The following is a 14762-nucleotide window of genomic DNA, read 5'->3' on the forward strand; positions in this document are numbered from 1 at the left end:
GCGCGCCCGGTCGTCCGAATGGTCACCGTCCCACCCGCCGCCCGCACCCGCGCCGGCGGCGCCTCCCGCGACTTCCCTTCCGACTCCGCTTCCGCCCCGTTCTTCCCCCGTCCGCCCGGTTCCTCCATCGATCTTTCGCGGGCGTTCCCCTTTCGACTTCATCCCCGGTCTCCCACCGAAATCCGACGATCCTCCGCTTCCGCCGATCTCCGCCGTGCCCACCCTCGCCTCCTCCGCGGACCGGAGCACGCCGCTCACCCGGCGGCGGCGGCGATCCGCGCGGCGGCGTCCGCCCGCTCGCGCGCCGCGGCGAGCGATTCGCGCATGTGCCGCGCGAGGACGGAGACGTGCGGCTCGGAAGCGATCGTCGGGTGGCTGCCGGGGACGGTGAACACCTCCACCGGGCGCGCGGCGTGCCGGCACCACCCCAGGGTGCGCGCCTCCTCGGGGGTGTAGCGGGCGCAGAACTCGTCGAGCCCGGAAGGGGCCTCGGCGGCCTGGAAGAGGGTGAGCGTCCCCGAGAAGCTCCCCGGGACGTAAAAGGCCCGGCTCCGGTAGCGGTCGAGCAGCGTCTGGCAGATCGCCTGCAGCGTCGCGGCGTCGAAGCCGGGGGGCGCGGCGCCCTGGGCGCGCATCTCGTCCACCACGCGGCGGAACTGCTCGTCGGGCTCCATCCCGGCCAGCGCCTCCGGGGCCATGACGAAGGTGCGGCGGTTGCGCTTGGCCTCCTCGGCCGCCACGCCCACGGCCATCTCCGCCGCGCCGCCGCGCGGCCACGCCTGCTCCAGGACGGGCGACATGGTGTCCATGAGCCCCACGAACGCCGCCGTCTCGCCCTGGCGCTCCAGCTGCGCCGCCATCTCGAACGCCACGAACCCGCCGAACGACCAGCCGCACAGGTAGTAGGGCCCGCGCGGCTGCACCGTACGCATGGCCCGGATGTGTTCGGCGGCGATGTCGGCCAGCGGGCGCCCCATGTCGGCGCCCACGTCGCGCAGGCCCCAGGCGGGCTGGTCGGCGCCCAGGTGGCGGACCAGGCCCACGTAGCCCATCACGTTGCGGTCGGCCGAGTGGACGAAGAAGAGCGGCGGGAGGGTCCCGTTGGGCTGCAGCGGGACCACCGGCGCGGCGGGCCCCGCCGCCGAGCGCTTCTGCCGGCGGATGGCGTCGGCCATGTGCCGCACCGTGGCCCCGGCGAAGAGGGTGGCCACCGGGAGGTCGCACTCGAGCCGGCGGTTGACCTGCGCGAAGAGGCGCAGCGCCAGGAACGAGTTCCCGCCCAGGTCGAAGAAGCTCTGCGTGGGCCCGATCCCCTCCACGCCCAGCAGCTCCTCCCAGAGCTGGATCAGCTGCACCTCCACGTAATTCGCGGGCTCGTCCGCCCCGGCCCCGCCGCCGCCGTACTCGGGGGCCGGGAGGGTGCGGGGGTCCAGCTTCCCGGTGGCGGTGTGAGGCATGGAGTCCAGCCGCACGAAGGCGGCGGGGACCATGTACTCGGGGACGCTCCGCCGCAGGTGGTCGCGCAGCGCCGCCGCGTCGAACGCCTCCCGGCCGGCGACGACGTACGCCACCAGCCGCCGGTCGCCCGGCCGGTCCTCGCGCATCGTCACCAGGCACTCGCGCACGCCGTCGTGGCGCCGCAGCACGGCCTCCACCTCGCCCAGCTCCACCCGGTAGCCGCGGACCTTCACCTGGTGGTCGGTGCGCCCCAGGATCATCAGGTTGCCGTCGGCCTGCCAGCGGGCGCGGTCGCCGGTGCGGTACATCCGCGCCCCCTCGCCGGCGAACGGGTCGGGGACGAACTTGTCGGCGGTGAGCCCCGGCCGCCCCAGGTACCCGCGCGCCACCCCCGCGCCGCCGATGTAGAGCTCGCCGGGGAGCCCCACCGGGACCAGCCGGAGGTGCTCGTCGAGGACGTAGAAGGTGATGTTCTGGATCGGGTGCCCCACCGGGACGGGGCCGGCGCGGTGCTTTCCCGGGGGAAGCACGTACGCCGAGCAGCCGACCACCGTCTCGGTGGGGCCGTACTCGTTCATCAGCCGCACGCCGGGGGCGTGCTCCTGCCAGGGGACGGTGGGCTCGGCGGTGAGGAAGTCGGCGCCCACCACCAGCGTGTGCGCGGCCCCCGCCAGCTCGCCGGGGTCGAGCATCGTGTTGAGCAGCCCCAGGTGGATGGGGGTGATCTTGATCAGCCCGAACCCCGGGCGGCGGCGCAGCGCCTCGGCGAGCGCCTCCACGGGCGAGTCCTCGGCCAGGAAGTGGACGGGTTGCCCGGCAAAGAGGGGGAGGAGGTTGGTGACGGTCAGGTCGACCGCCATGGACGAGAAGACCGGCGCTCCGCTCCCCCGGCCGGCCCCGTAGGCGCGCGCCCCCCAGTGGATGTAGTTGGCCACCCCCCGGTGGTGCATGGCCACCCCCTTGGGGCGGCCCGTGCTCCCCGAGGTGTAGATCACGTACGCCAGGTTCTCGGAGGTGACCGCGCTCTCCGGGGGATCGGCGCTCTCCGCCTCGATGCGCTCCCACTCGGCGTCCACGTACACGACCTCGACCCCGGCGTCCGCCGGAAGCCGCTCGCGCAGCCGCTCCTGCGAGAGGAGCACCCGGGCGCCCGAGTCGCGGAGCATGAAGCCCATCCGCTCGGCGGGGTAGCCGGGGTCGAGCGGCACATAGGCGCCGCCGGCCTTCAGCACGCCCAGGATGCAGACCATCGTCTCCAGGCCGCGCTCCAGGCAGAGGCCCACGCGCACCTCGGGCCCCACCCCCCGGCGGACCAGGTGGCGCGCCAGCCGGTTGGCGCGCGCGTCCAGCTCGGCGTAGGCGAGCGACCGGCCCTCGAAGGTCACCGCGACGGCCGCGGGCGTCTTCTCCGCCTGCGCCTGGAAGAGCTGGTGGATGCAGCTCCCGGCGGGGTAGCGGGCGGTGGTGCGGTTCCACTCCAGGACGCGCTCCCGCTCGGCGGGGCCCATCAGCTCCAGCCGCGAGAGGGGGAGGTCGGGGTCCATGGCCACCTGCTCCAGCACCCGCTCCAGGTGCTCGGCCATCCGTCGCGCGGTGCCGCGCTCGAAGAGGTCGGTGGCGTACTCCAGCACCCCGTCGATCCCGCGCGGGTGCGCCTCCAGCGCCAGCGTCATGTCGAACTTGGTGGTGCCGCGCTCCGCGTCCACGCCCCGCAAACGGAGCCCGCCCTCCGGGGCACGGGGGAGCGACGCCCCCCCGCCCGCCGCGCCCGGCTGGCTGTTGTCGTTCATCTGGTACATCACCTGGAAGAGCGTCGAGTGGGCCAGGCTCCGCTCCGGCCGCAGCTCGGCCACCAGCCGCTCGAAGGGGACGTCCTGGTGCTCGTAGTCGCGCAGCGACGCCTCGCGCACCTGCGCCACCACCTGGCGGAAGGCGGGGTCGCCGGAGAAGACGGTGCGCAGCACCAGCGTGTTCACGAACAGCCCGATCAGCCCCTCCAGCTCCCTGCGCGGCCGCCCGGTGAGCGGAGTCCCCACCACCACGTCGCGGGTCCCGGCGTGGCGCGACAGCAGCACCTGGAAGGCGGCCAGCACCACCATGTACAGCGTGGCGCCCTGGGCCGTGGCCAGCGCGCGGAGCCGCTCGAGGACGCCGGCGGGGAGGCGCACGGGCACCCCCGCGCCCCGGTGCGAGGCCACCGGCGGGCGCGGATGGTCGGCCGGGAGCTCCAGCAGCTCCGGCGCCCCGGCCAGGCGCTCGCGCCAGTACGCCAGGTGGCGCGCCTCCTCGGCCCGCCACTGCTCGCGCTGCCAGACGGCGTAGTCGGCGTACTGGATCGGCGGCTCGGGGAGCCCCGGGTCGCGCCCGTCGCGGTACGCCTCGTACAGCACCAGGAGCTCGCGGAAGAACACGTCCATGCTCCACCCGTCGGTGACGATGTGGTGGAGGCAGAAGAGGAGCGCGTGCTCCCGCTCGCCCAGCCGCAGGAGCGCGGCGCGGTGGAGCGGGCCCGCGGTGAGGTCGAACGGCCGCCCCATCTGCTCGGCCTCGCGGCGCCGCACCTCGGCCTCGCGCTCGGCCCCGTCCAGCGCCGAGAGGTCGTCCACCGGGAGCGCGAAGCCGCCGAAGGGGGAGACCACCTGCACGGGGACGCCGTCGACCTCGCGGAAGGTGGTGCGGAGCGACTCGTGCCGCCGGACGATCTCGCCCATGGCGCGCTCCAGCGCCCCCGGGTCGAGCGGCCCGGAAAAGCGCCGCGACGCGGGGAGGTTGTACGCGGCCAGCCCCGGCTGCAGCCGCTCCAGGAACCAGAGGCGCTCCTGCGCGAAGGAGAGCGGGGCGTCCCCGCCGGCAGCGCGGCGCGGGATCCCGGCGGGCGCGGCGCGGACCGCCCCCCGCAGCATGGCCTCGCGCAGCGCCCGCTTGGCCGGCGAAAGCCCGTCGCCCGCGCCCTCTCCCGCCCCCTCGGAGAGGACCCTCGCCCTCCGCGCGGAAGGAGCCGGTCCCTCGCCCGCGGGCGGCACGGCGGGCGTTTCGGCGGGGGCCCTGGTATCGACCTCACTCATGCGACGGATCCTCCCATCAGGTTCATGGCTTCCTCTTCGCTCATGTCCTCCAGCTTCAGGAGGATCGCTTCGTCGATCAGCGCCGCCATCCCCGCCACGGTGGGGGCATGGAAGATGGCGCGCAGCGGCAGCTCCACTCCGAACGTCTCGCGCACCCGGGAGATCAGCTGCATCCCCAGCAGCGAGTGCCCGCCCAGCTGGAAGAAATCGTCGTGCACCCCGATCTCGGCGATCCCGAGCAGCTCGCGCCAGGCGTCCACCAGGATCTCCTCGGCCGCGCCGGCGGGGGCGTGGTAGTCGCTGTCGAGCGCGGGGCGCGGGTGGAACGCGGCCTCCGCCGGAGCGGAGGCGGGCGCCGGGGCGGCGCGCGGGGCAAGGCCGCCCACCGGCGGCGCGCCGGGGTCGCGGGGCGAAACGGCCACCCGCGGCTCGGCGGCGAGGGCGAAGAGGCGCTCGAAGGCGCGCGCGCCCTCGCCGGGGTCGATCCCCCGCCCCGCCGGCTCCCCGTCCACCCTCCAGCGGTCCCAGGCCACGCTGGTCCAGCGGTCGCCCTCCGCCGCGCGGCGCTCGGCCCAGGCGTCGGCCAGCGCGCACGCCGCCGCGGGCGCCGCGCCCCCGGCCTCGTCCGGCGCCGGCGGGAGGGAGCTCCAGAGGAGAACCAGCCCGGGCGGCGACCCGGCCGTGGCCTCCTCCAGCGCCGCCAGCCCGCGCGCCGCCCGGACCAGCCCCGCCGTCCCGTCCCCGTCCTCTCCGTCCGGCGCGTCGTCCTCCGCTCCGAGGCCGTGCACCACGCCGCGCAGCGCGCCGAACGCCTCCCGGGCCTCGTCCAGGGCGGCCCGCAGCGCCGCGGCGTCGTCGGCCGCGGCGCGGAAGAGGAGCGTCCGGCCGCCGCCCGCCTCGCCGGCCCGCGCCGCGCGGATCGCCGCGGCGGCAGGGTCGCCCGCCGGGGCGGAGGCCAGGTGCGCGTCCCACGCCTCGCGGCCGGGGAAGGAGGGCGGGACCACCAGGGCGACCGGGGTGGACGAGCCCGCCAGGTGCGCGGCGAGCTCGCCCGCCCCGCGCGCCAGCGACCCGGTGAAGAGGAGCGCGCCGACGGGACCCGCCCCGGCGGCACCCCCCGGGGTGCGCACCGGCCGCCAGGCGCGGGCCCACCGCAGCGGCCCGCGGAGCGCCGCCTCCGGCTCCTGGGCCCCGGCCGTGGCCTCGGCCAGCAGCTGCTCCACCAGCCGTCCGCCGCTTCCCTCGCGGAGGTGGACGTCCACCGTGCGGCACGCGGCGCCGGGGTGCCGGCGCGGGAGCGCCGCGCAGGCGCCCGCGACGGTGGCCCGCTCGGGGTGGACGCGCTCGCCCCCGGCCACGTCCCGCGCGCTCTCGGTGACCACCAGGAGGTCCAGCGGCCCGCCGTCGCCCTCCGCGAAGGCGGCGGCCAGGGCGGCCACGGTGCCGTAGCCGCGCGCCTGCGCCCGCTCGAAGGCGTCGGCGGCGCCTTCGCCCGCGGGATCGATCCCCCAGAGGAGGACGACGCGGCGCGGGTCCTCTCCGGCCGCGCGCAGCATCTGGCGGAGGGCGGCCAGGTCGTCGGCCGAGCCGGGCCGCACGGTGTAGCCACGGTCGCCCTCCCGGCGGAGCTCGCCGCCCGCCCGGACGACGGTCACGCGGTGGCCCAGCGCCTCCAGCCGGCCGGCCAGCGCGGCGCCGATCCCGGCCCCGTCGGCCAGGACCAGCCACGCCGCGGGCTCGGCGGCCCCGGGGGCCGGCGGCGGGAGCGGGGCCCGCGTCCAGGTGGGGAGGTAGAGCCACTCCGCCGGGTCGGCCCCCGCGGCGTCCGGCGCACCCGCGGCCGGGGAAGCCGGGGACGCCCCGGCGTCCGGAGAGGCCGCGCGGCGCGGCTCCAGCCAGTAGCGCCTGCGCTCGAACGGGTAGGTGGGGAGCGGGACGCGCCGCGGCCGCTCGCCGTCGTGCACGGCGGCCCAGTCCACGGCCACGCCGGCCGCCCAGAGCCGCCCCGCCGCGCCCAGGAGGTGGGCGAGGTCGGGGTGTCGCTCGTAGTCGTGGCGCAGCGTGGCCACCACGGCCGGGGGGTCGCCGTCCCAGCAGTCGAGCTGCGCGACCAGCGCCCGCAGCGTGTGCCCCGGGCCCACCTCCAGGAGCGCGGCCCGCCGGTCGGCGGCCAGCGTCCGCACGCCGTCGGCGAAGCGCACCGTCTCGCAGAGGTGCCGCGCCCAGTACGCCGGGTCGGTGGCCTCGGAGGCGCGGATCCACTCGCCGGTGACGTTGGAGACGAAGGGGATGGCGGGCGGGCGCAGGCGCACGCCGCGCATCAGCGCCTCCAGCCGCTCGGCCACCGGGCGCATCATGGCGGAATGGAACGCGTGCCGCGCGGGGAGGCGCCGGACCACCACGCCGCGCTCCGCCAGCTCCGCCGCCAGCGCGTCGAGCGCCGCCGGCGGGCCGGAGACCACGGTGACCCCCGGGCCGTTCAGGGTGCCCACGCAGAGCCCGTCGCGCAGGAGCGGGCGCACCTCGTGGTCGGGGAGGGCCACGCCCATCATCCCGCCCTCGGGGAGCTCCTCGATCAGGCGCGCGCGCTCGGCCACCAGCATCAGCGCGTCCTCCAGCGACCACACGCCCGCCACCGTGGCGGCCACGTACTCGCCCAGCGAGTGGCCGATCATAGCCCGGGGTCGCGCTCCCCAGCGCATCCACAGCCGCGCCAGGGCGTACTCGACGACGAAGAGCGCCGGCTGGGCCAGGCGGGTGCCGTTCAGCCGCTCGGCGGCCGGGTCGGGCGCGCCGGCGCCGCGGCGCAGCATCGCCCGCAGGTCCACCCCCACGGGGCCCTCCTCCTCGGCCGGGGCGCCGGCGGGGTACAGCACCTCGCGCAGGTCCACCCCCAGCCGCGGAAGGAGGAGCTCCGCGCAGCGGTCCACCGTCTCGCGGAACGCGGGGACGGCGTCGTACAGGCCGCGCCCCATCCCGGGGTAGTGGCTCCCCACGCCGGGGAAGAGGAAGTCCACCGGCCGCGCCCCTCCGGACGCCTCGCCGCCGATCAGGCGGTCGGGGGCGCGCGCCTCCAGCGCGGCCGCGGCGTCGGCCGGGTCGCGGGCCACCAGCGCGCGGCGGTGCTCCCAGGCGCGCCGCCCCGCCTGGAGCGTCCACGCCACGTCGGCCAGCGCCTGCTCGGGGTGGGCGCGCAGGTGCGCCGCCAGGCGGTCGGTGGCCGCCTCCAGCGCGGCGGGGGTGCGGGCCGAGAGCGTCAGCAGCTGCCACGGGCGCGAGGGAGCCCGCGGGGGAGCCGGCGGCGCCTGTTCCAGCACCACGTGGGCGTTGGTGCCGCCGATCCCGAACGACGAGACGCCGGCGCGCCGCGGCGTGGCGCCCGCGGGCCAGGGGCGCAGCTCGGCGCTCACGTAGAACGGCGTGGAGGCGAAGTCGATGCGGGGGTTGGGCGCGGTGAAGTGGAGCGTGGGCGGGATCTCGCCGTGCTCCACGGCGAGCGCCGTCTTGATCAGCCCCGCCGCCCCCGCGGCCGCGTCCAGGTGGCCGATGCTGGTCTTCACCGAGCCCAGGACGCACGACTGCCGGCGCGGCGCGGGGCCGAACGCCTGCGCCAGCGCGGCCACCTCCACCGGGTCCCCCAGGTCGGTCCCGCTCCCGTGCCCCTCCACGTACCCCACCGTCTCCGGGGGCACGCCGGCCACGGCCAGCGCCTCCTCGATCACCGCCGCCTGCCCCTCCACGCTGGGGGCGGTGAAGCCCACCTTCTGCGCGCCGTCGTTGTTGACGGCGGAGCCGCGCACCACCGCGCGGATGGTGTCGCCGTCGGCCAGCGCGTCGGCGAGCCGGCGGAGGACCACCAGCGCGACGCCGAAGCCCCCCACCGTCCCCGCCGAGTGGACGTCGAAGGCGCGGCAGTGCCCGTCGGGCGAGCCGATCCCGCTGGGCGAGTAGAGGTACCCCTCGCGCTGGGCGGGGTGGAGGGAGACGCCCCCCGCCACCGCCAGGTCGCACTCGCCGGCCGCCAGCGCCTGGCACGCCAGGTGGACGGCCACCAGCCCGGTGGAGCACCCCGTCTGCACGTTCAGCGCGGGGCCACACAGGTTCAGCTTGTGCGCGGCGCGGGTGGCCACGAAGTCCTTGCTGTTGGCCAGGCTCAGCTGAAAGCCGCCCACCGCCTCGACCACCTCGGGGTGGGCCCCCACGTGGCGCCCCAGGTAGGAGCTGGCCGACGAGCCCGCGTAGACCCCCACCGTCTCGGTGGTGGTCCCGGGGCCGTGCCCCGCGTTCTCCAGCGCCTCCCAGGCGGTCTCCAGGAAGACGCGGTGCTGCGGGTCCATCACCTCGGCCTCGCGCGGGCTGAAGCCGAAGAAGGCGGCGTCGAAGAGCTCCATGCCGTCCACCGCCCCGCTCGCCCGCACGTAGTGCGGGTTGGCCAGGAGCGCCGGGGAGACGCCGGCCGCCCGCAGCTCCTCCTCGGTGAAGAAGGTGATCCCCTCGACCCCGCCGCGGAGGTTGCTCCAGAACTCGTCCACGTCGCGCGCACCGGGGAAGCGCCCCGCCATTCCGACGATGGCGATGGCGGCGCCGTACCCGGCGGCCGGGAGGGCGTTGCCGCTCATCGGCCCCCCTCCAGGTCCGCGCTCAGGCCGGCGTCGCGCGCGCTCGCCAGCGCCAGCCGCTTCGCCGCCCGCGCGCTCCCCCGCCCCGGCCGCGGACCCGCGTCCCCGCCGGCGTCCAGACCGCCCTCCAGGTACCCGGCCAGCGAGGCCACCGTGGGAAAGCGGAAGAGGTCGACGATGGGGACTTCCCGTCCCAGCGCCTCGCACAGGCGGCCGTGGAGCCGCATCAGGAGGAGCGAGTGGCCGCCCAGCTCGAAGAAGCCGTCGTCGCGTCCCACGCGCGCCACCCCCAGCACCTCGCGCCACACCTCCGCCAGCACCTCCTCCACCGGCGTGCGCGGCTCCACGTACTGGTCGTCGGACGAGCCCATCTCCGGCGCGGGAAGCGCCGCCACGTCCAGCTTGCCGTTGGGGGTGAGCGGAATCTGGCCCAGGGCCACGAACGCGGCGGGGATCATGTACTCGGGAAGGCTCAGCCGCAGGTGCGCGCGGAGCGCCTCGGCGTCCGCCTCGCCCACGGTGTAGGCCACCAGCCGCGTCTCCCCGGACGCGTCCCGCCGGGCGACCACCCGCGCCTCGCGGACTCCAAGGTGCGAGGAGAGCGCGCCCTCCACCTCGCCGGGCTCGATGCGGTAGCCGCGGATCTTCACCTGCTCGTCCACGCGCCCCACGAACTCCAGCGCGCCGCCGGCCGTCCAGCGCAGCCGGTCGCCGGTGCGGTACATCCGCGCCCCCGGCTGGTCCGCGAAGGGGTCGGGAAGGAAGCGCTCCGCCGTGAGCGCGGGACGGTTCAGGTAGCCGCGGACGATCCCCTCGCCGCCCACGTACGTCTCCCCCGGGACGCCGACGGGGAGCGGCGCCAGCGAGGCGTCGAGGATGTAGATCCGCTGGTTCGCGGTCGGGCGGCCGGCGGAGACGGTGAGCGCGTCGTCCGCGACCTCCTCCACCTGCTCCCACGAGGACCACACCGTGGTCTCGGTGGGTCCGTACATGTGGAGGAGGCGCCGCGGCTTCCCCGTCTTCAGCAGGTCCCGGACGCGGTCGGCGTCCGCCGCCTGCCCGCCGAAGAGCACCTCGCGCAGGCTGGCGAAGACGCCCGGCTGCTCGCGCGAGAGCTGGTTGAGGAGCGCGGTGGTCTGGTAGAGGGTGGTGATCCGCTCCTCGCGCAGGAACTCGCCCACCGCGGCCGGGGAGAGGAGCACCTCGCGGGGGATGCCCACCAGGGTGGCGCCATTCAGCAGCGCTCCCCACGTCTCGAACGCCCACGGATCGAAGCTCGCGTTGGTCGCCTGGGCCACGCGGTCGCCCGGCCCCAGCTTCACGTAATCGGTCACCACCAGTTGCAGCACGTGGCGGTGGGCCACCATCACCCCCTTGGGCCGCCCCGTGCTCCCGCTGGTGTAGACCACGTACGCCAGGTTCTCGGGCGTGGCCCCGCTCCGGGGCGCGTCCGCCGGCCGGGCGGCGATCGCCTCCGCGTCGTCGTCCAGCCACACCACGGGCACCGCCGCGGTGTCCACCGCGTCGGCCACGCCGCGCCGCGCCACCAGGACACCCACGCCCGAGTCGGCCAGCATGAAGCGGAGGCGCTCGGCGGGGTGCGTCGGGTCGAGCGGGACGTAGCACCCGCCGGCCTTGAGGATGGCCAGGATGGAGACGACCAGCTCCGCGCTACGCTCGAGGAGCACGGCCACGCGGCTGTCCGGCCCCACGCCCCTCGCCGCCAGGTGGTGCGCCAGCCGGTTGGCGCGCGCGTCCAGCTCGGCGTAGGAGAGCGACTCGCTCCCCCAGACCAGCGCCGCGTCGCCGGGGCGCTCGCGGACCTGCTCCTCGAAGCGCTCGTGGATGCAGACGCCGCGGGGGTACGGCCGCGCGGTGCGGTTCCACTCGTCCACCAGCCGGGCCCGCTCCGCCGGGCCCACCAGGGAGACGCTCGAGAGCGGCGCGTCGGCGTCGGCGGCGAGCGCCTCCAGGACGCGGTCCAGGTGCTCCAGCATCCGGTCGACGGCGGGGGCGTCGAAGCGGCTCTCGTCGTAGCTGAGCGCCAGCGACAGCCTCCGCCCGGGCGAGGCCAGGAGGGTGAGGGGGAAGGTGTTCCACTCCAGGGTGCGCCCGCCGGCCGTGGCGAGCCCCGCGCCGCCGCCGGCCGCGCCGTCGTCGCCCGGAAGGCTCTCGGCGATGAAGATGGACTCGAAGAGCGGCGTCCCCCGGGGCATCTGGCTCCACCCCTGCACCTGCACCAGGGGGGCGTACTCGTACTCGCGCGCCTCGGCCTGCGCCCGCTGCAGCCCGGCCAGCCAGGCGCCCACCCGCGCGTGCCCCGGCACCTTCACCCGCACCGGGAGGGTGTTGATGAAGACGCCGATCATCTCCTCCACCCCCTCCAGCTCGGCGGGGCGGCCGGAGACGGTGGCGCCGAACACCACGTCGTCCTCACCGGAGTAGCGCGACAGGAGAAGCGCCCACGCCCCCTGCAGGAGGGTGTTGAGCGTCACCTGCCGCTCCCGCGCGGTCGCCTCGAGCCGGGCGGTGAGCTCGGGCGAAAGCGCCCGGCGGCGCTGCGCGTTGCGGAGGCCGGCGTCGGGGCCCGCGGGGCGGTCCACCCCCAGCCGCGTGGGGGCGTCGAACCCCGCCAGCACGCCGCGCCAGTACCGCTCGGCGGCGCCGGAGTCCTGCCGCGCCAGCCACGCCACGTGGTCGCGGAACGGCCGCGCGCGCCGGAGCTCCGCCTCCCTCCCCGCGCTCCACGCGCGGTACACCCGGAACGCCTCGCTCTCCACCCGCGCGGTCGCCCACCCGTCGCTGAGGAGGTGGTGGAGGCTCCAGACGAACCAGTGCGTCCCCTCGCCGGCGCGGAAGAGGGCGCACCGCATCAGCGGGGCCTCCTCCAGGTCGAAGCCGCGGGCGCGGTCGGCCTCCAGGTAGCGCTCCAGCGCCGCCTCCCGCCCGGCCTCGTCCAGGCCGGTCCAGTCCTCCTCCACCCACGGCACCTCCACGGCGTGCTCCACCCTTTGCAGCGGGCGCCGCACCCCCCGCCAGACGAAGCCGGTGCGGAGGGCGGCGTGGCGGCGCGCCACCTCGGCCCACGCGCGCCGGAAGAGGGCGGCGTCCAGGCTCCCCTCCAGCCGCCGCACCACCTGCACCTGGTACGGCTGCCGCTCGTGCCCCGAGACGGCGTGGAAGAGCATCCCCTCCTGCATCGGCGAGAGCGGGTAGAGGTCCTCCACCCCGCGCCGGCCGGCCAGGAGCGCGTCCACCTCGGCCTGCGACAGCTCCGCCAGGGGGAAGTCGGAGGGGGTGTACCCGCCGGCGCCCTCCTCGCGGCAGTGCGCGATCAGCCCGCGCAGCGCCTCGAGGTACGCGTCCGCCAGCCGCCGGACGGTCTCGCGGCGGTGCGTGTCCTTCCCCCAGGTGAAGTGGAGCGCCAGGCTCCCGCCGCCGACGGAGCCGTTGACCTCCAGGAGGAAGGAGCGGCGGTTGTCGCCGGCCGACTCGGGCCCCCGCGCCCCGCCCACGAAGCCGAAGCCCGCCTCCGCCGGCCCCGCGCCGTCGAACTGGCCCAGGTAGTTGAAGACGATCTCCGGCCAGGCCGCCGCGGCCAGCGCGCGGCGCAGCTCCGGGTCGGGGCACAGGTAGCGCAGCACGCCGTAGCCGATCCCCCGCCCGGGGACCGCGCGAAGCTGCTCCTTCACCCGCTTCAGCCGGTCTCCCGGGCCGGCCGCGCCCTCCAGGTCCAGCACCACCGGGTAGAGGCTGGTGAACCATCCCACGGTGCGGGTGAGGTCGACGCCGGCGGCCACCCCCTCCTCGCGCCCGTGCCCCTCCAGCGCCACCCGGACGCGCGCGCCGCCCGTCCACTCCGACACGGCCTGGGCCAGCGCGCAGAGGAGGACGTCGTCGACCTGCGTGCGGTACGCGGAGGGGACCTCCTGCAGGAGCGCGCGCGTCTCCTCGGCGCCCAGCCGGACGCTCACGGTGCGCGAGCCGTCCACCGTCCCCGCCCCCCGCTCTCCGTCCACGGGGAGCGGGGCCACGCCCTCGGGGCCCTGCGCCAGCCAGTGCGCCGCCTCGGCGCGGAGCGCCTCGCCGGCCGCGTACGCCTCCAGCGCCCGGGACCACTCCCGGTACGAGGTGCTCTTCTCGCCCAGCTCCACCGGTTCGCCAGCCGCGACCTGCGCGCACGCGCGCTCCAGGTCGTCGCGGAGGATCCGCCAGGAGACGCCGTCCACCACCAGGTGGTGCAGGACCAGGAAGAGGACGTGTCCCCGCTCGCCGCGGTCGAAGAGGACCGCGCGCCCCAGCGGCCCCTCCTCCAGGCGCAGGCCGGCCTGCCGCTCGGCGGCGGCCGCTTCCAGCGCGCGGTCCTGCTCGTCGCCGGCCAGCGCGGAGAGGTCGACGCGCTCCAGCGCGATCCCGGTCTCGGGGGCGTGCCACTGCTCCCACCCCGCCGCGGCGCGCCGGAAGCGGAGGCGGAGCGCGTCGTGGTGCTCCAGCACCGCCGGGAGCGCCGCGTCCAGCACGGCCGCCGCCGCGCCGGGGACGGAAAGGAGGACGGACTGGTTCTCGTGCCACGGCGAACCGTGCCCCTGCTCGAAGAACCAGGCCTGGATCGGGGTCGGCGCCACCGCGCCCTCCACCCGCCCCTGCTCGGCGCGGGGCGCCTCGGCCGCCTCCCGGGCCAGCGAAGCGAGCTCGGCGATGGTCGGGTGCTCGAAGAGCTGGCGGGGGGTGATGGCCACCCCGGCCCGGCGCGCCCGCGACACCACCTGGATGGAGAGGATGCTGTCGCCGCCCAGCTCGAAGAAGCTCTCCTCCACGCCCACCCGCTCCGCCCGGAGCACCTCCGCCCAGATGGCGGCCAGCGTCTCTTCCACGGGCGTGCGGGGCGCCACGTACCGCTCCTCGGCGGAGCCGTACTCCGGCGCCGGCAGGGTCTTCGGATCCAGCTTGCCCGTGGCCGTCCGCGGCAGGGCGTCCAGCTTCACGAAGGCGCCTGGCACCATGTACTCCGGCACCGTCGCCCGCAGGTGCTCGCGCAGCGCCTCCGCGTCCGCCCCGCCGACGACGTAGGCCACCAGCCGCCGGTCACCGGGGACGTCCTCGCGCATCACCGCCAGGGCCGCGGAGACGGCGGGATGGGCTCGGAGCGCAGCTTCCACCTCGCCCAGTTCCACGCGGTAGCCGCGGATCTTCACCTGGTTGTCGGCGCGGCCCAGGATCATCAGGTTGCCGCCCTCCAGCCAGCGCGCCCGGTCCCCCGTGCGGTACATCCGCGACCCCGGCTCCGCGAACGGATCGGGGACGAACTTCTCCGCCGACAACGCGGGCCTTCCCAGATAGCCGCGCGCCACCCCCGCGCCGCCGATGTACAGCTCGCCCGGCAGCCCCACCGGCACCGGCTCCATCCGCCCGTCCAGCACGAAGAAGGTGAGGTTCTGGATGGCCCTGCCCACCGGGACCGGTCCGGCGCGGTGCACGCCGTTCGGGAGCGTGTAGGCGGAGCAGCCGACGACCGTCTCCGTGGGACCGTACTCGTTCATCAGCCGTACGTCCGGCGCGTTGTCCTGCCAGAACACCGTCGGCTCCGCGTTCAGGAAGTCCGCGCCCACGACGAGCGTCT

3 protein-coding genes are annotated in these 14762 nt (G+C 76.5%); all 3 read right to left on the reverse strand.

The genetic code is table 11. The annotated features are described in order from the left end of the window. Positions 1–254: 254 nt before the first annotated feature. The 3 genes from VF746_20535 to VF746_20545 are packed head-to-tail and all read right to left on the reverse strand — an operon-like array spanning position 255 to position 14751. The gene (locus tag VF746_20535; GenBank protein HEX8694826.1) at positions 255–4523 is read right to left on the reverse strand and encodes an amino acid adenylation domain-containing protein; all 4269 of its coding nucleotides are present in this window, start codon (positions 4521–4523) and stop codon (positions 255–257) included. After that, complete coding sequence (locus tag VF746_20540) at positions 4520–9142, reverse strand: beta-ketoacyl synthase N-terminal-like domain-containing protein (GenBank protein HEX8694827.1); 4623 nt, start codon at positions 9140–9142, stop codon at positions 4520–4522. Before VF746_20540 ends, VF746_20535 begins: the two co-directional genes overlap by 4 nt. Then, entirely contained in the window at positions 9139–14751 is a 5613-nt protein-coding gene (locus VF746_20545; protein ID HEX8694828.1) for an amino acid adenylation domain-containing protein, read from the reverse strand. The genes VF746_20540 and VF746_20545 overlap by 4 nt, the downstream gene beginning before the upstream one ends. Positions 14752–14762: the final 11 nt, after the last annotated feature.

This window comes from Longimicrobium sp. (genome assembly GCA_036389795.1).
Lineage (GTDB): Bacteria > Gemmatimonadota > Gemmatimonadetes > Longimicrobiales > Longimicrobiaceae > Longimicrobium.